Here is an 18,356-nt window from a genome sequence, read left to right as displayed (position 1 = left end):
CGACCGGACGAGCTGATCGACATCACCGGAACGGGCGAACTCGGGTCACGGCGAGTTTATCTACTCAGCGCGCCTCTGTAGCGGTGTAGTCGACCGACGTCCACGCACCGATTCTCCCGTGAGACGGCTGGTACGGTCAGGTTCGACGACGGAGTTGAGTATAACATGCCTACCTTCGAGCACACCGTAGACGTTGCAGCGCCCGTCAACCGCGTCTTCACCTTCGGGATCGACCCGGAGAACTGGCGACGAACCACCCCGAGTCTGACCGAGATCGAGGTCATCGAGGAGACCGATGACGGTCTCCGAATGGATGCGACGTACCGCCTCCTCGGAAAGTCGATGGACGGCGAGCTGGAGATGACGATCGTCGAACCGAACGAGCACGTGGTGACGACGTTCGACAGCCCCGGCATGACCGGCGAGCTCCACTATCACTACGAGGAGACCGACGACGGGACGCGCGTCATCCAGCGCGCCGATTACGAGTTCGGCGACTCGCTACTCGAGCGCGTGATCGAGCCGGTCGCAAAGCGATTCAACAAGCGCCAATTCAAGAACTCGCTCGAGACCTCCAGGGAACTCATCGAGGCCGAACAGCCGATCGAAGCCTGATCCGATCGAGACGGTATTTTTCTCCGGAGATCGGTACCGGGGAGCGAACTCACTTCAGGAATCGCGCACCAACGTCGCCTTCGGGAATCTCGCAGCGGTCTTTCTTCCCGAAGAGACGGTACCGGTTGTTCGCGACGAGATCGTAGACGGTATCGCGAACGATCCGCGGCAGGTAGCGAAACGGCGAGAGCAGTCGGTAGACGCCGCCGAGCCGGCGAGAAACCTCGATCACCGCCGCGGACTTGACCCACGCCCGGTCGCCCTCGACCAGCACGACCGACTCGAGTTCGTCGGTCGGCAGATCGTGGGCTGCGAGCAACTCCTGGCCGACGTCGGACTGGAGCGAGGCGAAGTAGAACTGCCCATCGTCGTCCCGGGGCGCGATGAACTGCACGAACCCGTTACAGAGGTTGCAGACGCCGTCGAAGAGGACGATCGGATCCTCCTCAGGACTGGGCTCGCTCATCGGATGAACATTGGGCGTATCGACAGTAAGGCGTTCCGGTCGATCGCGGCGGAGACCGGCCTGCCGCCCTCATTGCCGTCGAGAGAGCGGGGCGAGTTCCGTGACCGTTGATCATGCTGTTGGTCCTTCAGCACGAGCCCGACATTCGGCGCGAGTCGGAGGTCGTCCCGGCGTAAAGGTAAGGGCCCGCACGACCGCGGTCGCGGCGGCTGGTCGGCCGGCCGAACCGTCTCGGTCGGTTCGGCCCCGTCGCGATTGAATGGCCCCGCACAGGCCGGTTTCAGCACGGGCGATCTCGCCATAACAGCCAAGATATCGGGATCTCACGCGGCTCCGACACTCGAAGACTTTTTGCACACCAGCACCAGAAGCGACATAATGACCGCAGACGAGCCGAGCGACGACGCAGCGGACGGGTCGACTCCCGTCCGCCCCGACGGCGGAACGACCGAGGACGCGGCCGGCGCCGACGAGGTCGCACTCGATCCCTGGGGATCGTCGACCGTCTCGGACTACCGGAAGCTGTTCTCCGAATTCGGCATCGAAGCGTTCGACGAGGTTCTCTCCGAGGTTCCGAACCCACACTACCTGATGCGTCGCGGCGTCATCTTCGGCCATCGGGACTACCGGCCCGTCGCCGAAGCGATGCGCGAAGGCGAGGACGCGGCCGTCCTCTCGGGATTCATGCCGACGGGCGATCCCCACATCGGCCACAAGCTCGTCTTCGACGAGATCATCTGGCACCAGGAGCGAGGCGCCGACGCCTACGGGCTGATCGCCGACCTCGAAGCCCACTCCGCGCGCGGACTCTCCTGGGACGAGATCGACGAACACGCCCGCAACTACCTGCTCTCGCTGCTCGCGCTCGGGTTCGATCCCGAGGAGGGCGAACTCTACCGCCAATCGACCAACCGCGCGGTGCAGGATCTGGCGTTCGAACTCGGCATCGAGGCCAACTTCTCCGAACTGGGATCGATCTACGGCTTCGACGGCGAAACCGACGTCTCGCACATGCAGAGCGTCGTCACGCAGATGGCCGACATCCTCTATCCGCAACTGGACGGCCCGAAGCCCACCGTCATCCCCGTCGGCCCGGACCAGGACCCGCACGTCCGCCTGGCGCGGGATCTGGCCGAGCGGATGCGGATGTTCGGCGTCACCGAGGCCTACGCGAGTTTCGAGGCGACCGAGGACGAACTCGCCGTCGTCGCCGACGCGTACGACGCCCGCGAAGCGTACGCCGACGACCCCGACCAGCCCCGATGCGTCGAGGCCGCCGAGTGGCTCCGCGGCGAGGGCGGCGCCCGGCCGGACGTGCCCGACGAGGACGTGGCGCTGGAGGCCGTCGCCGAGAAGCTCGAGAACGCCGGAATGGAACCCCTGCGTCCACGTACGAGGTTCGTCGACCGACGGGCCGACGACGAGGCCTTCGAGGCGCTGATCGAGGCCATCGACGGCGAAAAGCGCGTCTTCGAGGGCCACGTCGACGCGTTCGACGTGGATCCGGCCGAAGCGGCCGAGCTCGCCCGCTCGGTCGAGGTCGAGGCCGGCGGCTACGGCTTTCTCGCCCCGTCGTCGATCTACCACCGCTTCATGACCGGTCTCACCGGCGGGAAAATGTCCTCGTCCGTGCCGGCGAGTCACATATCGCTGCTCGACGATCCGGACGAGGGCTACGAGAAAGTGAAGTCGGCGACGACGGGCGGCCGCGAGACGGCCGAGAAACAGCGCGAACTCGGCGGAAAGGCCGACGAGTGTCCCGTCTACGAGCTCTACGCCTACCTGCTCGCCGGCGACGACGACGAATTCGCGACGCTGGTGTACGAGGAGTGCGTCGGCGGCGAGCGCCTCTGCGGTAATTGCAAGGAGCAAGCGGCCGAGTTGATGCGGGAGTTCTTAGCAGACCACCAGGAAAAGCGAGCGGAGGTCGAAGAGCTGCTCGAAGCCGCGGAGATCGAACTCGAGTCGCCGCGGCGGGGGTGAGCCCGTGAGTAACGCGCACTTCGGTCTCGACGAGACGGCGTTTTCAGGGCTCGTCGTCGGTACGCTCGTCGTCGCGTTCGTCACGTACGCCGCGAGCGGGGCGACCGGTCTCTCGGCCGTCGTCGAGATGCTGATCGCGGCCGGCGTCGCCGCGCTGGCGTTCGCGATCGGCCTCCGACTATTCGATCGTCGTCGAGCCGAATCGTAGTCGCCTCGATGCGGATTGGAGTCTGGTCGTGACCGGACGTGTGGGATCGCGGCCGTGAGACGGCCGAGAAGCGAGACGCTGGGCGAATCAGGGCTGGGGCGGTTCTTCCGGTTCCTCGAACGATTCCTCGGGAAGAATTGCGGCGACCGAGTCCAGTTCGAGCGCCGCGAGGATGCCCTCGGCGTCGCCGTCTGCGAGGACGAGACCGAGCTGCGCTGAGGTGTCCTGCACGACGAGGTCGCCCGACTCGCCGAGGTCCGATTCGAGGTCGTCCAGGTGGCCGTCGATTGCCGATTCGACCGCCTCCATCGCTTCCTCCTGGGCTTCCTCTTCGGAGAGGCCCTCCTCTTGAGCCTCCTGCATCGCCTGCTGCTGGATCATCATGAGCTCTTGCTGGTCGATCGGCGGGGAGAAGGCGACTCTGGCGTCGCCTTCGATCTCGGAATCGACGCCGTTTCCGGCGTCGTCGTCTCCGTTTCCGTCGTCATCCTGCTGGAACTGGCAACCGGCGATCGTCAGGGCGGTTCCCGTCGCACCGACTTGTACGAGTCGGCGGCGGGTGAGGGCGTCGTCCATATCGGGCGTTGCAGATCGACACTGAAACGTATTCGGGTTCACCGCGAACGCGCCCGGTTTTCACGACCGTCAGATATTCGGGACAAAACTGCCACCGAACGCGTACTTTTGGCTCCCGAGGGCGTCAGTTGGTGTATGAGTGACCGCGGACCCGGCGGGGAGCGCCATAGCGACCAAACGGACGATGCGGTCGATCGTCGGTCCGACGGGACGAGGGCGGTGGACGGATCGCTCGAATCGTCGATTCCGACAGACCGCGAGTCGCCGGTGGGCGCGCCAGTCATCCGCGGCGACGAGACGATCACCGGCGAGCACGCGACCAGAGCGGTCGGCTTCGACCCCGGCGATACCGAGAGCGTCGCCGAGGCGGCCGAGACCGTTCGCGCGTTCGCGGCCGGCGGCCTCGACGCAGATCACATCGAAATGCTCCGCGGGGCCGCGGCCTGTGCGGCGCTGGTGCGCGGGGTTGGTTCCTATACGGCGGCGGTCGAGCGCGCCGGCGGCGACGTGACCGTCTCGTTCGTTCGCAAGTGGGGCCGCGTTCACGACCTGCCGCGGTCGGTGCGCCTCCAGGTCGCCCGCGGCGACCTCGTCCCGAGCGCGGCCAAGCACGTCGCCCGCGTGAGCGGGACCGATCGCCTCCTGCTGGCCTGGGCGGCGCTCGACGGCGACCTGACGGTCAGGCAGGTGCGCCGGGTCGCGAGCGCCGTCGCCGACGGCGTTCAGATCGAAGACGCCCTGGCCGACGAGGGCGTCACGCTCGGCGAACTTCGGATTCGACTCCCGGCAGAGGAGTATCTGGAAGTTCGTCGGCGAGCTTCGCTCGACGGCGTCGACCCCGGCGACGTTATCGCCGACTCCCTCGCGAGCCGAGACAGAAACGTTTAACCGCGACTCACCGGAAGTTCATACCGAGGGCCGGTAGCTCAGTCCGGCAGAGCGTCTGGCTTTTAACCAGACGGTCGCGTGTTCAAATCGCGCCCGGCCCGTTCTGCACCGCGAACAACTCGTGAGCGGTGCAAACGGAACCGGCGGGATTTGAACGCTCGGAAGTCGCAGCGCGAGCGAAGCGAGTGACCGTCTTCCGGTCGTGTTCAAATCGCGCCCGGCCCGTGTGGTTCGAAAGAGCAAGCTCTTTCGTCATCCCGAAAATCTCAGATTTTCGGAGACAACGAACTGGTGAGCGTAGCGAACCGGCAGGCACGATTTGAACGCAGGGAGAGCGCAGTCTCGCGAACAGCGTGAGCGAGGAAGCGATCGACCGTGTGTTCAGATTCCGACCCTGGAGGAATCTGAAGCAGACCGAGGGTCTGCGCAAAGCGCAGGTTCTCGGGCGTGGTTCACAATCGCGCCCGGCCCGCTTCTGGGACGAACGGACGTGAGGAGCGAAGCGAACACCAGCGATTTGAAGTAGACGAGTCGCAGCCCGAGCAGGACCGTCTCGACGTGGTTCACAATCGCGCCCGGCCCGCGGTATCGCCGTACAATTGCCGGAATCGTCGGGTTCGACTCGGTGATGGTATACCACGTCACGCGATCGATGGAGTGAATAAAGAAATCGTAATTTCTGAAATCTCGATTTCCGAAATCGTGATTTCTGTTCTTCGGTAGTACTATCGTGTCGCCCGGCGAACGGATGCTATGGAACGATTCATCGACCGGTAGTCGGAACTCGAACGACTGACGTCGTACTTCGAATCCGACCAGGCAGAATTTGTCGTTCTATACGGGCGGCGTCGGTTGGGAACGAGCGAATTGATTCGCCAATCTATCGCAGATCGGTCCGACGCCGTGTACTATCAAGCGGTAGAATCAACTCGAGCAGTTCGTCGATGCAGCAACCGAACAGTTCCCGTCGATTCGGACCGTTCGACGCGACTGGGAAGTATTACTCGAGTCACTCGGAGCGACGGACGCAATCGTCGTGATCGACGAGTTTCCGTTTCTCATCGAAGAGGACACATCGCTTCCGTCGCGATTGCAGCGCGTCTGGGACCTACACTTAAAAGCGACCGAAATGACACTCGTTCTCGTCGGATCATCGATTAGCGTGATAGAAGAGAAGGTTCTGTCCGGAAGTGCGCCGTTGTACGGACGGCGGACGGCGACGATCGATCTACAGCCGCTTTCGGTCGGTGATGCGCACAAATTCTTTCCGGAGTACGATGCCGAGACGGCGATCACCGCGTGGGCGATTTACGGAGGAGCGCCCCACTACTTACAGACGATCGATCCGAATCGATCGCTCGCGGCGAACGTCCGGGAAACGATACTCTCAGAGCGCGGCCTCCTGTACGCGGAACCCGAGTTCCTGCTTCGCACTGAACTTCGACAACCGAACACCTACTTCAGCGTGCTCCGCGCCCTCGCACACGGTCGTCGAACGCCGAACGAAATCGCCGGAATGGCCGGCGTGGAATCGCAGTCGCTGAGTGCGTACCTCCAGAAACTCCGTCGGCTCCGTCTCGTCGAACGGCACATTCCGGTGACGGAATCACCGACCGCGTCGAAACACGGGCGGTATCGAATCGCCGCACCCCTCTTTCGGTTCTGGTTTCGGTTCGTGTACGGAAATCAGGACCGGCTTCGCATCCAGGGCGAAAACGCGTTCGAAAAATCGGTCGAGCCGGCGCTCGAAGATCACGTGGGTCCACTGTTCGAACGGCTGTGCCAGCGGGCGTTGCCAGCGCTCGTGGATCACCAGTTCGACGGCGTTGGGCAGTGGTGGTTCAAACAGCACGAGTTGGACCTACTCGGATTGAGCAAGGAGGGTCTCGTCGCTGGCGAGTGTAAATTCACCTCACAGCCCGTGAGCGAGGGTGTTCTCGCAGATCTCGAACGAACGGCGAGCGAGGTGCAGTGGGGCGGAGAACCAGCGGGTTCGGACCCCCTATACGTCATATTCAGCCGGTCCGGGTTTGGAGACGATCTCGTGCGTACCGCCGAGGACCGGACCGACGTGACGCTCTTTAGTTTACCCGATATCATATCCGTTCTGTGATACCGACGAGGTAGACAGTTCGATCGTAACGCGGTCGGACCGGAAGACGTGATGAACACAACATCTATCCGAGCGGGGTTTTCAGTTTTCGTATGGATCCGCGAGTTCGTGAACACGCAGAGATTATCGTCGATCACTCGACGGAGGTACAGGCCGGAGACGAAGTCATCATCAGTGGCCATCCGATCGCCGAGGATCTGGTCGTCGAGGTGGCGCGATTGTGCGGCGAGCGCGGGGCGAACATCTCGGTTCGGACGTCGACGGATCGACCGCAACGGGCGTACCGGAACGCGATCGATCCGGACGACATAACGGAGTCGGGCGTTTCGCGCGCGGCGGTCGAAGCGGCCGACGTGGCGATCATGATTCGGGCGGGCGACAATACGTTCGAGATGAGCGACGTCAACCCCGAGACGAACAGTGCGCTGGCCCAGGCCAACAAGGAAACCCAGGACGCCATGATGGAGACGCGGTGGGTTGGAACGCAGTACCCCGCGCCGGCGAACGCGCAGGACGCCGAGATGAGTACGCCCGCCTACGAGGAGTTCGTCTGGAACGCGGTCAGCAAAGACTGGGACGCCGTCCGCGAACACCAGCAACAGCTGGTCGACATCCTCGAACCCGCCGACGAGGTCCGTATCAAAAGCGGCGACGAGACGGACGTCACGATGTCGATCGCCGGCAATCCGGTGAAAAACGATTACGCGAAGCGGAATCTTCCGGGCGGCGAGGTGTTCACGGCGCCGATCCCCGACAGCGTCGAGGGGACGGTTCGTTTCGATAAGCCCCTGATGGCACAGGGTCGGGAGGTCCAGGACGTCTTCTTGCAGTTTGAGGATGGTGAGGTCGTTTCCCACTCGGCCGGAAAGAACGAGGAGGTCCTCACGGCGGTGTTGAACACCGATCCGGGGGCGAAACGCCTGGGCGAGCTGGGAATCGGGATGAACCGCGACATCGATCGCTTCACCTACAACATGCTCTTCGACGAGAAGATGGGCGACACCGTCCACCTGGCGGTCGGTCGCGCCTACGACGACACCGTCGGCGACGAGAACGAGGGTAACGACAGCGCGATGCACATGGACATGATCGTCGACATGAGCGACGATTCCCGAATCGAAGTCGACGGCGAAGTCGTCCAGGAAAACGGCACGTTCGTCTTCGAAGAGTGAGGCGGCGAAACGGTAGTTCGTGCGAGCGAGTACGGCAACGGGCAGCAGCCGAGTAACCCACAACGGTGCCATCGCACTCCACGTCGAGTATGCGGAACCAGCTCGCACGGAACACAATCCAAGCGGTTGCACGCCAGCGGTAACGGGGCGGTTGCGGCGGTCGCGGTGGCGGAGCGGTTGCGGCGGTCGCGGTGGCGGAGCGGTTGCGGCGGTCGCGGTGGCGGAGCGGTTGCGGCGGTCGCGGTGGCGGAGCGGTTGCGGCGGTCGCGGTGGCGGCGCGGTCGTTTCGATGTGTTGTACCGTCGGAGCGGGCGTCGCCCGCGGAGACGGCCCTTTTTCATCGAAGTTTTTGCAGTGAGTGGGTCGCTCCGCGACCCCGAACTGCAAAAAGTTCGGTCGGCAACCTTTAGGGTGATTCCGAACTACACGGTGATAATGGCAACCCACCGGCGGATGCGCTTCGTCCACGGGACCGTCGCCTGGATGCTCGGGACGGTTCTCGTACTCGCCGTGTTGGGGTCGGTTTCGCTCGAGTTGTTTTTCGTCTGTTCGCTGATCGGGCTGTTGATCGTCACGGAGTTGACGGCGCCGATCAACGTGACGCCGGCCTGGCGCAAGCGATTACGGTGGGTGATCGGGCTCGGGCTGGTCGGGTTCGCGGTCGTCGTCGTCCGTCGGATACTCGCGATTTTGCCGCCGGAGGTGGTGCCGTGGTGAGCGACGGGCCGGTCGTGTCGTGGCTTCGGCGGCTGGTTCGGGGCGAGGTGGCGTGGCCGCGAGTCCTGCTTTCGGGGCTGGGTGTGACCGTCGTCGTCGCGCTGGTGGTCCTGCTGGCGACGTCGACGGCGGCGTTCGGGGCGTACAATCCCGGCTGGGAGGGCAGTTCGGATTTCCGGAGTGCGCTCGAAGCCGAGAACGATGTCGAGATGGCGCAGTCGACGAGCGTCTACGACGAGGGTGAGCCCGACGGAACCGTCGCGTTCGTCGTGGCGCCGACGGACCACTACGCGGGAGAGGACGCCGAGCGGCTGGCTCGGTTCGTCGATGCTGGCGGCACGCTGGTGGTCTTCGAGAATTTCGGGACGGCCGGCAACGCGTTGCTCACCGACGTCGGCGCGCAGGCGCGTTTCGACGGGGAACTGTTGCGCGACGAGCGCGAGTACAGCGTGGGTCCGGCGATGCCGGTCGCGTCGGTCGAGGGCGAGCACCCGGCCACCGAGGGCGTCGAGGCGCTGGCGCTGAATTACGCGACGGCGATCGAGCCGAACGGGGCGACGGTGGTGGCGGAGACGAGCCCGTACGCCTACCTCGGGCCCGCGGACGCAGACCTCGACGAGGTGGAGCTGGGGAGCTACCCCGTCGCGACGGTCGAGTCCGTCGGCGACGGAACGGTGATCGCGGTGGCCGATCCCAGCGTGACGATCAACGCGATGTTCGACGAGGAAGATAACGCGGCGTTTCTCACCGGTCTCGCCGACGAACGGGCAATTATCGACGTCTCGCACGCCGAGAGCCTGCCGCCGCTGTGGGCTGCGGTCCTGACGGTTCGGGGGTCGTCGACGCTCGCCTTGCTGGTCGGGCTCGGTTTGATCGGCACGCTGGCCATCGCGGGCCGCAATCGCGGGATGGGCGACCGCGTGCTGCGGGCGTTCTGGGGCCGGCTCCGACCCGGTGGGCAGCGACCGGAACCCGAAGCGGTCGGCCTGTCACCGGCCGAGCGGGCCGCGCTGGTGCGCGAGCGCAACCCGGAGTGGTCTGACGAGCGCGTCCGTCGATCGATAACAGCGCTTAACCGGTCCGAGCGGGAAGGTGAGCGCGAATGAGCGAGCGGACGGACGCCGAGACGGACCCCCGGAGACTGTACGAGCAGGTGCAAGCGGAGGTAGAGCGCGTACTGGTCGGCAACGAGCGCGTCGTCGAGTTTCTGACGATCGCGGCGCTGACGCGAGGGCACGTCCTCTTAGAGGGCGTTCCTGGCGTGGCGAAAACGACGCTAGCGAACCTCTTTGCGCGGGCGAGCGGCCTCGAGTACACCCGTATTCAGCTGACGCCGGACGTGCTGCCAGCCGATATCACGGGAACGCACATCTATCGGGAGGCGACCGGCGAGTTTACCCTCCAGCGCGGCCCGATCTTCGCCAACCTGGTCGTCGCCGACGAGATCAACCGGGCGACGCCGAAGACCCAGAGCGCGCTCTTAGAGGCCATGGAAGAGCGAACGGTGACGCTCGAAGGCGAGACCCTCAGGCTACCGACGCCGTTTATGGTCATCGCGACCCAGAACCCCATCGAGATGGAGGGCGTCTTCGAGCTCCCTGAAGCCCAGCGAGACCGGTTTTCGTTCAAGCTCACCGTCGATCTGCCGAATCGAGCCCACGAACGCGAGGTGCTCGACCGATTCGACGACGCGCCGGAACTCGGCCCCGACGACGTCTCTCAGGTCGTCGACGGGGACGCGATCGCCGCCGCCCGCGAGGCGGTCGCCGCCGTTCACGTCGCCGATCCCGTAAAGGAGTACATCCTCGACCTGACGGGCGCCTCGCGCGAGCACCCGGACGTCGTCCACGGGAGTTCGCCGCGTGCGACGCTCACCTTCCTCGACGGGGCGAAAGCCAGAGCCGCGATACACGGCCGGTCGTACGTCATTCCCGACGACGTCAAGGCGCTCGCCGAGCCGACGCTCGTCCACCGGCTCATTCCGAGTACGGACGCCGAGTTGAGCGACGTGACGACCGCCGACCTGGTCTCGGATCTGCTCGCGTCGGTCGATCCGCCGGGGGCGGATACCCGGTTCGAGGCGTCCGTCGACGAGGCGTGAGAACGTTCAATTCGACTCGCTGAGTCGTATCGAACAGCCCGCAGGACCGACGTGAGGTTGTATGTGAGCGACACGCTTAGTATTACAGAGTCAATAAAGTACAACCACAGATGTCCAGTAGTACAGCCGAACCGACCGTGATACACGTCTCCCAGAAGGGACAGGCGACGATTCCGAAACGACTCAGAGAAAAGTTCGGAATCGAGGCCCCGGGCGAGGTGTTCGTATACGAGGCGGAGGGACGGATCGTCATCGAACCAGTGCCATCGCCCGACGAACTCCACGGAATCCACGCCAGCGAGAGAGAACGAGGTTCGGTGTTAGACCGCGTTCGAGAGTTGAAAGATGAAGAAGTGAGCGATGAGAACGCGCGATTCGAGCGGTTGCATCCATCCGAGGACGCATGAGCGGCGGGTACGTGTTCGACACCGAGGCAGTCATCGCCTTCCTCTACGGCGAGCCGGGTCACGAGGAGATCGCGTCGTTACTCGATCCCGTGTTCGCAGACGAAACAGACGGATTTCTCACCGAGACGAACGCGAGTGAGGTGTTTTATCTCGTCTCCCGATTTGAGGGCGTCGACGACAACCCTACTCAGTCGTCGTTTCGAATCGCAGATCGAGACCTTCGCGCACTCGAACGGCGCGGACTCCGACTCGAATCAGCGAATTGGCGACTCGCGGCCGAAGTGAAAGCTCACGGTCAGCTCTCCCTCGCCGACGCGTTCGCGGTCGCGCTAGCGTACGAGCGTGACGCAACGTTAGTCGCCGGGGCCGACGATGACTTCGACGAGCTTTCGCTGGACATCGATATCAGGCGATTTCGAGCGCACGGTGTGTGATCGGAATCGTTCCCCGGCAACAGTGCTGTCACCCCTCGAAGCGACAGGTGACGAGCCAGTCGGATCGGTCGTCGCCAGGGTCGACGTCGACGGTGACGGGTCGGTCGAGGACGGTGGCGAGCCCGACGGCCATCAGGGACGGGATCGGGTGGTCGAACCGATCGAGGTCGCCGAATGCGCTGTTCGAGACGGCGACCGTGAGCCGGTCAACCTCGGCGTCGACCGTCGCCGAGCGGGCGAGTTCGAACTGTTCGACGATCGCGTCGGCGAGCTGGGTGGCGACGACCGGCGGGTCGGACGCCGGCTCGCCGGTGACGGCGCGCTCGAACGCCTCGTAGAGGGGACGCCCGGTCGGTTCGAGGAGGAGTCCGCGGCTGTCCGGATCGGTGACGATCGGGCCGTCGGCCGGATCCGGGTCGGTCGGATCGGCGCGTTGTGGAACGAACAGCCGAGCGGTTCCCTCGCCCGGCAGGTAGACGGGCTCGTCCCGGAGATCGAGTTCGGTCGCGAGGGCGTCGGCGTTTCGCGCCTGGGCGGCGTAGACGCGCTCGCCGACGTCCGCGGCGACGTAGTGGCCGGGTGCGAGCGTGTAGGTGAGCAGACCGCCGATGAGCCCGACGCCGGCGAGCGCGAGCAGGACGTCCCGACCGGCCGGGAAGACGAGGGCGCCGGCGATCGCGAGGAGACCGAACGCGGCGAGGCCGAGGGCCGTCCGACGGTAGCGGGCTCGCTGTGCGCGGGCGTACTCCGTCCTGAGGCGACGGTTCTCGGCGGCCAGCACGTCGCGCTGGGTGGCGAGCGTCTCGAGGTCGAGAGACGGATCGGTCGTAGTCGATGCGTCTCGGTCGGCGTCGTCCATTTCGTCGGCGGGTGAATCGGTGTGACTCATTGTTCGTCGGGGGTGTTGGTCGGTAGTCGATCGGGCGAGTCCGCGTCGGCGTCCGCGTTCGGCGAGTCCGAGTCGGTCACGAGGCCAACGCGGACGAGTGCGACGCGGTGGATGGCGTAACTGGCCAGCGCGAGTGCGAGCACGGTGGTGAGGGCGGCGAGCCACAGCGAGACGCCCCGAACGGCGAGCCAGGTGACGCTACCGAGGCCGACGACGGCCGCGATCGCCACGACCGTCGGACGACCAAACGGCCGGACGGTAAGGACCAGCCAGCCGACGAAGGCGGCTTCCACGGCGACGAACGCGAGCGGGTCGACCTCCGAGCCGATCAGCGCGGCCAGGGCGACGTGACCGCCGGCGATCGCGAACGGGAGCGAAAGGGTGACCCGGCAGGCGATCGTCACGAGCGCGACGAGGACGCCGGCCGGACCGAGCGCGAGTCCCAGGAGGGCGGTGAGAACGACCAGTGCGGCGGCCTCCGGGACCTGCCCTCGAATGCGGGCGCTCACGCGCTATCACCTCGGTTTTGCGCCCCCGTCTGATGGGACGGGCGCGAGCGCCCGTCGATCGAGACGCCGGCGGTGCCCGCCAGGATGGCCGAGAGCCGGTCTGCGGGGCCGGCTTCGAGCGCCGTCACCCCCTCGAGCCGACCGATATCGCGCCGGTAGCGCTCGAACGCGGCGTAGCGCTCGTTGGCACGATCTATCGACGCGAGCCCGCCCGGTTCGTAGAGGACGGTCGGTGCGAGCACGACGAGAACGGTCGCTCCCCGACGCCGAGCGTAGGTGAGGGTTTCGCGAAGTTCGTCGCGCGCGTCGTCGTCCGTGAAGACGACGAGCCAGGCGTCACCCGGCTCACGCGCCAGCGTTCGACGGACCGCCTCGAAGAGCGGTTCCTCGCCGACGCGTTCGGCGACCGGAGCCCGATCCGCGTAGAACGGCCGCAGCCGGCGGTCGAACGCCGAGTCGCCGTCGAGCGAGGCGACCGCTCGCCGCCGGTCGGTCGGCGTCGATCGGTCCGGACTGGGCCGGGCCGCGTTCACCGGTTCGGTCGACGGTTCGAGTTCGAGTAGCGTCCGCCGAATCCGCGCGTACACGTCGGGCGTCGATGCGCTCGGTACCGTCCGAAAGCCGTCGTCGCCGACGGTGGTGAGGCCGGTCGGATCGCCGAGGCGCCTGGCGCTCGCGGCGATCGAGAGGGCGACGTCGCGCAGGTAATCGAGCTTGGTTTCGGCGGGCGGCCCGGTGGCGAGCGACCGGCGGTGGTCGACGACGAGGAGCGTCCGTCGATCGGTCTCGGTTTCGTACTCCCGGACGTGCGGGCTCGCGAGCCTGGCGGTGGCTTTCCAGTCTATCTGGCGGAGCCGATCGCCGGGTCGGTACTCGCGCAGTTCGGCGGCTTCGATGCCGGAGCCGCGGCGACCGGAGGCGTGTTCGCCGAACGTGCTGGCGAGTTTATCGCCGCCGGCGCCGACGTGAACGGCGCGCGGGCCGCGCGGTTCGACGGTGAGCGTCGACCGCTCGCCCGTCGGCAACGATTGGGTGAAAAACCCGTCGGACAGGGAGAGTACCGGTCGATCGAATCGGTGGCGGCCGGCGATCGGCCACTCGACGTCGATCGACTCGCTCGCGGCCGGTTCGTCCGGATCCACCGACAGGGAGAGCGCGTCGTCGGCGACGGCGGCCGTCGGGAGGCGCCCCTCGACGTCGATCGAGAGCGGAGGGAGCGGTCCGTCGGCGGTCGCAGACAGCGTTACGGGCGTCCGGGCGCCGGTCCTGACGGATCGCTGTGCCGGACGCTGGGCGACGGTGAGCGAATGCGAAACCGCGCTCACCTGCTGTAAGAAGCGATACTGGACCGTGAGAATCCACGCGCCGACGAGAATCGCTCCGGCGAGGGCGATCGGCTCGGCGAGCACGACGGCGTAGCCGGCGAGGACTGCCGCGAGCGCGTAGCCCGTCAGCCCCCGACGCGTGGGTCGCATGATAGCGTGATCCCTCGGAGCGGTGTTGAACCTACTGGTTCACGACAGGATACCCGAGGTCCGTCGTCGGGCGGATCACACGCCGGCCGACCCGACGGTCGTGGGGACGTTCGGCCCCCGGGTCGTGTCACGACGAGCGAACAAGTTTATGGCGCCTGCGGCGAATTCGGCGTCTGTGACAGCGTCTCCGGGTCGCGCCGCCCTCCTCGCCGCACTCGCCGTCGGGCTCCTCCTCGCCGGCGGCGTGGCGCCGTCGGGAGCGACCGGCGCGACCGATGCGGGCGAGCCGGCGGTAGCGTCCGCCATCGGTCTCGAAACTGACGACGACAACGAGACCGTCAGACACCGCCACCCGGACGAGTACGCCGACGAGGCCGACGGTGATGGGCTGGCTGACTGGCTCGAAGGGGCGCTCGGCGACCGCCTCGGCGATAGTGCGGCCCACCTGAGCGAGGGCGAGTACGACCTCGCGAGGGCGTTCGTCGACGAGGAGTTCGAGCGGTTGCTCGAAGATTACGTCGACGTGGCGGACGGAAGCGAACGCGAAGCACGCGCCGAACAGATCGAGCACGCGAGCGACGAGTACGACTCGCTCGTAGACGCGATGGAACGGTACGACGAGTACCACGCCTCCTACGAGTCGCTGCTCGATGCCGACGAGACGGACCGAGCCCGGGAGACCGCTCGCGAGCTGGAAGCGCTGGCCGCCGAGATCAACGCCACGAGCGCGTCGATCGTCGACCGCTACGAGTCGATGCAGGCCGAAGACGACCTCGATCTCTCCGAGACGATCGACTCGATCGAGCGGACGAACGAGCGGATCCAGTCGGAGCAGGCGTCGGTCCGCGACCGCGTGTTCGAGGAGACGTCGCTGACGGTGACGACCGACGCCGAGTCCATCTCGTTTCTCGATCCGATGACCGCGACGGGCTCGCTCGAGACGGTCGACGGAGCGCCGATCGCGAACGAGTCGATCGCCCTCGCGATCGGCGCTCAGACGATCGAGACGGCCACTGACGACGATGGGGCGTTCTCGGTCGAGTACCGGCCGATCGCCGTTCCGGCCGACGCCGACGCGATTGCGATCGCGTACGAACCGGAACCGGCCGCCCCGTATCTCGAGAGCGAGACGGAGACGAACGTCTCGATCGAACCCGTCACGGTACCGCTCGAGACGAGCGTCGAGCCGTCGACGGTCGCCTTCGGCGAGGCGATCGACGTGACGGGGACCCTTTCAGTGGACGGCGTCGGCGTAGACGACGTCTCGCTCTCGGTCACCGCCGACGGGGAGACGATCGGCACGGTCGACACCGAGGACGGGGAACTCGTCGACGGGTCGATCGACGTGCCGGCGTCGGTCGCGAGCGGGGAGGTGACGGTTACGGTCTCGCTGCCGTTCGAGGATCGGGCGGTCGACGCCGACCCGACGAGCCACCCGATCACCGTCGAGGAGACCGAGACGTCGCTCTCGCTTTCGACGGAGCGAGACGGTGCGCGATCGGTGTCGGTGACCGGCGCGCTCGAGGCCGATGGCACTGGCGTCGCCGACCAGTCCGTACAGGTTCGCGTCGACGGAACGACCGTCGAGACGGTCGAGACTGACGCCGAGGGTGCGTTCGAGACCACGGTCGATTTCTCGCCCAGTGAAGTGGACGTCACCGTCTCCGTCACGTTCGACGGGACGGGAACGAACCTGGCGAGCGCGACGGAGTCGGCTACCATCGAGACCGGTGCCGGCGGGACGGGGTCGAGTTCGGCGCTCATCTGGGTTGGCCTGGCCGCCGGCGTTGGGGCGCTTCTCGGCGGTGGCTGGTGGTACTGGCGGTGGCGACGGGCAGGCGGAGACGGTGGGGACTCCCGCGCGGGCGACTCCGTCGATGAACCGGCCGGCGTGCGCGTCGACCCGACGGAAGACGCGCGAGTGATCGGCGACTCCCTGCTCGAAGATGCGGAGTCGGCCCTGTCAGCGGGACAGCCGGCGCGGGCCGTCGAGCGCGCCTACGCGGCGACGCGGGTCGAACTGGCGGCAGAGGGCGCGGACACCGGACTCACCCACTGGGAGTTCTACGACGCTCGACGCGACGCGACGGACGACTCGACGCTCCGTTCGGTGACCGAGGGGTACGAGCGCGCGACGTTCGATCCGTCACCCGTCGACGAGGCGACCGCCAGGGACGTACTCGCCGGGGCACGGGCCATTTCCGGCCGAACCGAGCCGAAGGCGGTCATCGCAGACGATTGAGTCGACGGCCATGACGCGATGGCGATGCGGTCGCCGGACCGACCGACTTTTGGTCACCTCCTGGCTAGGTAGTGACGAATGCGCGTCCCCCGATCGGTGTGGCTGGCTATTCCGGCGCCAGTCCGGCGACTCCCGGCGGACCTCGCGGCCGTCTTCGTCCTGGTCGCCGCCACCAACGTCGCCGTACTGGCGCCGCTGATCCGGGAGACGCCGCTTCGGATTCCCCTCGGTCTTTCGTTCGTCCTCTTCGTCCCCGGCTACGCGTTCATCGCGGCGCTCTTTCCGGAGGCGGGCGAGTCGCCGACGGGCGAATCGGAAGACGATGCGGAAGAAAGCGACGAGGACGATGCAGCCTGGCTGGGCGGCGGACTCGGCCGGTCGGGCATCGACGGCATCGAACGCGTCGCCCTCTCCTTCGGTCTGAGTATCGCGATCGTTCCGCTGATCGGGCTCGCGTTGAACTTCACGCCCTGGGGCATCCGGCTGGTACCGATCATGGTCGCCGTCTCCGGCTTCACGGTCGTCGCCGCGGTCGTCGCGACCGTCAGGCGGTGGGAACTGCCCGCCGAAGAGCGATTCAGGGTTCCCTACCGCGAGTGGTACGCGGCCGGCTACGACGAGGTGTTCGACCCCGAGACGCGGACCGACGCCGTCCTGAACGTCGCGCTCGCCGCCTCGATCGTGCTGGCCGTCGGCGCCGTCGGCTTCGCGATCATGGTTCCCCCGCAGGGCGAGCAGTTCTCGGCCGTCTACATCCTCACCGAAGACGACGATGAAGAACTCGTCGCGGCCGACTATCCCGAGGAACTCGTCGCCGGCGAATCGGCCGAGATCGTCGTCGGCGTCGACAACCACGAACACGAGCAAACCGCCTACACCGTGGTGGTGATCGAACAGGACGTCGCGATCGACGGAAACGAGACGACGGTGAGAGACCAGCGCGAGCTGGATCGGTTCGAGACCACGCTCGACCACGACGAGTCCTGGCACCATCCTCACAACGTGACGCCGACGTTCACCGGCGAGAACGTCCGCGTCGCCTGGCTGCTCTTTCCCGACGAGGTGCCGGCCGAGCCGACGATGGACGACACTGAGTACACCGTCCACCTCTGGATCGACGTGCTCGAAGACGGCGAGTAACGGGTCCACTCGAAGACGGCGAATAACGGAGTCCACTCGAAGACGGGAACTCACCGTGATCGGACGGTACCAGAGACGCACTCACGACCGGCGTCGAACTCGCGTTACTACCCCATCCGATTCTCGACGTAGAACGCGACCTCGTTGTACAGGACGAACGTAAAGAGCCCGACGGAGACGAAAAACACGGGAAACAGGTCGGGGACGAAAATCACGAAGATGGAAAGTTGAATCCCTAGCAACAGCAAGATCGCGTCTCGCTGCCGCCCGGTTCGCCTCGTTGCCATGGGAGAGACACCGGGTGCGGATTCATAATTCTTCTGAAGAACGGGTGGGAGCTGTCGGGAGATCGGACGAGGGGTTCGAACCCCTCTGGTGACGTCGGTTTGATACCGTGTGTTGGCGCGCGTACCGCGGCCAA

At 65.9% G+C, this 18,356-nt stretch carries 18 protein-coding genes, 1 tRNA gene and 1 pseudogene; 14 read left to right on the top strand and 6 right to left on the bottom strand.

Annotated elements, in window-relative coordinates; all coding sequences use genetic code 11:
• Positions 1–165 precede the first annotated feature (165 nt).
• A complete protein-coding gene (locus NKH31_RS09125; RefSeq protein WP_254861479.1) occupies positions 166–615 on the top strand; it encodes an SRPBCC family protein in 450 nt (149 codons plus the stop codon).
• Between the two features lie 49 nt (positions 616–664).
• Here NKH31_RS09125 and NKH31_RS09120 read toward each other — a convergent pair whose 3' ends face one another.
• A complete protein-coding gene (locus NKH31_RS09120; RefSeq protein WP_254861478.1) occupies positions 665–1,081 on the bottom strand; it encodes a thiol-disulfide oxidoreductase DCC family protein in 417 nt (138 codons plus the stop codon).
• Positions 1,082–1,459: 378 nt separating this feature from the next.
• Between NKH31_RS09120 and NKH31_RS09115 the strand changes: the two genes are divergently transcribed.
• Positions 1,460–3,064, top strand: a complete 1,605-nt coding sequence (locus NKH31_RS09115; RefSeq protein ID WP_254861477.1) for a tryptophan--tRNA ligase — start codon at positions 1,460–1,462, stop codon at positions 3,062–3,064.
• 4 nt (positions 3,065–3,068) lie between these two features.
• Positions 3,069–3,272: a hypothetical protein gene (locus NKH31_RS09110; protein WP_254861476.1), complete on the top strand. Its 204-nt coding sequence runs from the start codon at positions 3,069–3,071 to the stop codon at positions 3,270–3,272.
• 87 nt (positions 3,273–3,359) lie between these two features.
• On the opposite strand, the gene NKH31_RS09105 is transcribed toward NKH31_RS09110, so the two are convergent.
• Positions 3,360–3,848, bottom strand: coding sequence for a hypothetical protein (locus NKH31_RS09105; RefSeq protein WP_254861475.1), 489 nt, complete (start codon positions 3,846–3,848; stop codon positions 3,360–3,362).
• Between the two features lie 135 nt (positions 3,849–3,983).
• Between NKH31_RS09105 and NKH31_RS09100 the strand changes: the two genes are divergently transcribed.
• The 9 genes and pseudogenes from NKH31_RS09100 to NKH31_RS09060 all read left to right on the top strand — a co-directional run bounded on the left by NKH31_RS09100 (position 3,984) and on the right by NKH31_RS09060 (position 11,680).
• Positions 3,984–4,736: a DUF7119 family protein gene (locus NKH31_RS09100; RefSeq protein ID WP_254861474.1), complete on the top strand. Its 753-nt coding sequence runs from the start codon at positions 3,984–3,986 to the stop codon at positions 4,734–4,736.
• 27 nt (positions 4,737–4,763) lie between these two features.
• Positions 4,764–4,837: transfer RNA gene (locus NKH31_RS09095), tRNA-Lys, on the top strand.
• 691 nt (positions 4,838–5,528) lie between these two features.
• Positions 5,529–6,849: pseudogene (locus tag NKH31_RS09090) on the top strand (ATP-binding protein).
• 92 nt (positions 6,850–6,941) lie between these two features.
• A complete protein-coding gene (locus NKH31_RS09085; protein ID WP_254861473.1) occupies positions 6,942–8,021 on the top strand; it encodes an aminopeptidase in 1,080 nt (359 codons plus the stop codon).
• Between the two features lie 435 nt (positions 8,022–8,456).
• Positions 8,457–8,738 carry a DUF8044 family membrane protein gene (locus tag NKH31_RS09080; protein WP_254861472.1) on the top strand — a complete coding sequence of 94 codons (282 nt, stop codon included), beginning with the start codon at positions 8,457–8,459 and terminating at the stop codon, positions 8,736–8,738.
• Positions 8,735–9,844: a DUF4350 domain-containing protein gene (locus tag NKH31_RS09075; RefSeq protein ID WP_254861471.1), complete on the top strand. Its 1,110-nt coding sequence runs from the start codon at positions 8,735–8,737 to the stop codon at positions 9,842–9,844. Before NKH31_RS09080 ends, NKH31_RS09075 begins: the two co-directional genes overlap by 4 nt.
• Positions 9,841–10,839, top strand: a complete 999-nt coding sequence (locus tag NKH31_RS09070) for an AAA family ATPase (protein WP_254861470.1) — start codon at positions 9,841–9,843, stop codon at positions 10,837–10,839. The genes NKH31_RS09075 and NKH31_RS09070 overlap by 4 nt, the downstream gene beginning before the upstream one ends.
• Before the next feature lie 110 nt (positions 10,840–10,949).
• Positions 10,950–11,246: an AbrB/MazE/SpoVT family DNA-binding domain-containing protein gene (locus tag NKH31_RS09065; RefSeq protein ID WP_254861469.1), complete on the top strand. Its 297-nt coding sequence runs from the start codon at positions 10,950–10,952 to the stop codon at positions 11,244–11,246.
• The gene (locus NKH31_RS09060; protein ID WP_254861468.1) at positions 11,243–11,680 is read left to right on the top strand and encodes a PIN domain-containing protein; all 438 of its coding nucleotides are present in this window, start codon (positions 11,243–11,245) and stop codon (positions 11,678–11,680) included. Before NKH31_RS09065 ends, NKH31_RS09060 begins: the two co-directional genes overlap by 4 nt.
• 28 nt (positions 11,681–11,708) lie before the next feature.
• On the opposite strand, the gene NKH31_RS09055 is transcribed toward NKH31_RS09060, so the two are convergent.
• The 3 genes from NKH31_RS09055 to NKH31_RS09045 are packed head-to-tail and all read right to left on the bottom strand — an operon-like array spanning position 11,709 to position 14,553.
• Positions 11,709–12,569 (bottom strand): DUF7982 domain-containing protein, encoded by an 861-nt coding sequence (locus tag NKH31_RS09055; protein WP_254861467.1) that lies wholly within the window; start codon positions 12,567–12,569, stop codon positions 11,709–11,711.
• The gene (locus NKH31_RS09050) at positions 12,566–13,078 is read right to left on the bottom strand and encodes a DUF8163 family membrane protein (protein ID WP_254861466.1); all 513 of its coding nucleotides are present in this window, start codon (positions 13,076–13,078) and stop codon (positions 12,566–12,568) included. Before NKH31_RS09050 ends, NKH31_RS09055 begins: the two co-directional genes overlap by 4 nt.
• Positions 13,075–14,553 (bottom strand): DUF58 domain-containing protein, encoded by a 1,479-nt coding sequence (locus NKH31_RS09045; RefSeq protein ID WP_254861465.1) that lies wholly within the window; start codon positions 14,551–14,553, stop codon positions 13,075–13,077. Before NKH31_RS09045 ends, NKH31_RS09050 begins: the two co-directional genes overlap by 4 nt.
• 175 nt (positions 14,554–14,728) lie before the next feature.
• On the opposite strand from NKH31_RS09045, the gene NKH31_RS09040 reads away from it, so the two are divergent.
• Positions 14,729–16,795, top strand: coding sequence for a hypothetical protein (locus NKH31_RS09040; protein WP_254861464.1), 2,067 nt, complete (start codon positions 14,729–14,731; stop codon positions 16,793–16,795).
• Positions 16,796–16,873: 78 nt separating this feature from the next.
• Entirely contained in the window at positions 16,874–17,935 is a 1,062-nt protein-coding gene (locus tag NKH31_RS09035) for a DUF1616 domain-containing protein (protein ID WP_254861463.1), read from the top strand.
• 107 nt (positions 17,936–18,042) lie between these two features.
• Here the strand turns inward: NKH31_RS09035 and NKH31_RS09030 are convergent, their stop codons facing one another.
• Positions 18,043–18,222 carry a hypothetical protein gene (locus tag NKH31_RS09030; RefSeq protein ID WP_254861462.1) on the bottom strand — a complete coding sequence of 60 codons (180 nt, stop codon included), beginning with the start codon at positions 18,220–18,222 and terminating at the stop codon, positions 18,043–18,045.
• Positions 18,223–18,356: the final 134 nt, after the last annotated feature.

The sequence above is a fragment of the Halovivax gelatinilyticus genome (genome assembly GCF_024300625.1).
In the GTDB taxonomy this organism is placed as follows: domain Archaea; phylum Halobacteriota; class Halobacteria; order Halobacteriales; family Natrialbaceae; genus Halovivax; species Halovivax gelatinilyticus.
Note: the sequence above shows the minus strand (reverse complement) of the source record. Positions and strands in the feature narration are given on the sequence as shown.

Bases quoted from the DNA above. Each gene is read 5' to 3' on its own strand.
- NKH31_RS09080 (WP_254861472.1), top strand. From the start codon at position 8,457: ATGGCAACCCACCGGCGGATGCGCTTCGTCCACGGGACCGTCGCCTGG.
- NKH31_RS09030 (WP_254861462.1), bottom strand. From the start codon at position 18,222: ATGGCAACGAGGCGAACCGGGCGGCAGCGAGACGCGATCTTGCTGTTG.
- NKH31_RS09120 (WP_254861478.1), bottom strand. From the start codon at position 1,081: ATGAGCGAGCCCAGTCCTGAGGAGGATCCGATCGTCCTCTTCGACGGC.
- NKH31_RS09035 (WP_254861463.1), top strand. From the start codon at position 16,874: ATGCGCGTCCCCCGATCGGTGTGGCTGGCTATTCCGGCGCCAGTCCGG.
- NKH31_RS09065 (WP_254861469.1), top strand. From the start codon at position 10,950: ATGTCCAGTAGTACAGCCGAACCGACCGTGATACACGTCTCCCAGAAG.
- NKH31_RS09045 (WP_254861465.1), bottom strand. From the start codon at position 14,553: ATGCGACCCACGCGTCGGGGGCTGACGGGCTACGCGCTCGCGGCAGTC.
- NKH31_RS09085 (WP_254861473.1), top strand. From the start codon at position 6,942: ATGGATCCGCGAGTTCGTGAACACGCAGAGATTATCGTCGATCACTCG.
- NKH31_RS09070 (WP_254861470.1), top strand. From the start codon at position 9,841: ATGAGCGAGCGGACGGACGCCGAGACGGACCCCCGGAGACTGTACGAG.
- NKH31_RS09100 (WP_254861474.1), top strand. From the start codon at position 3,984: ATGAGTGACCGCGGACCCGGCGGGGAGCGCCATAGCGACCAAACGGAC.
- NKH31_RS09125 (WP_254861479.1), top strand. From the start codon at position 166: ATGCCTACCTTCGAGCACACCGTAGACGTTGCAGCGCCCGTCAACCGC.
- NKH31_RS09055 (WP_254861467.1), bottom strand. From the start codon at position 12,569: ATGAGTCACACCGATTCACCCGCCGACGAAATGGACGACGCCGACCGA.
- NKH31_RS09115 (WP_254861477.1), top strand. From the start codon at position 1,460: ATGACCGCAGACGAGCCGAGCGACGACGCAGCGGACGGGTCGACTCCC.
- NKH31_RS09105 (WP_254861475.1), bottom strand. From the start codon at position 3,848: ATGGACGACGCCCTCACCCGCCGCCGACTCGTACAAGTCGGTGCGACG.
- NKH31_RS09060 (WP_254861468.1), top strand. From the start codon at position 11,243: ATGAGCGGCGGGTACGTGTTCGACACCGAGGCAGTCATCGCCTTCCTC.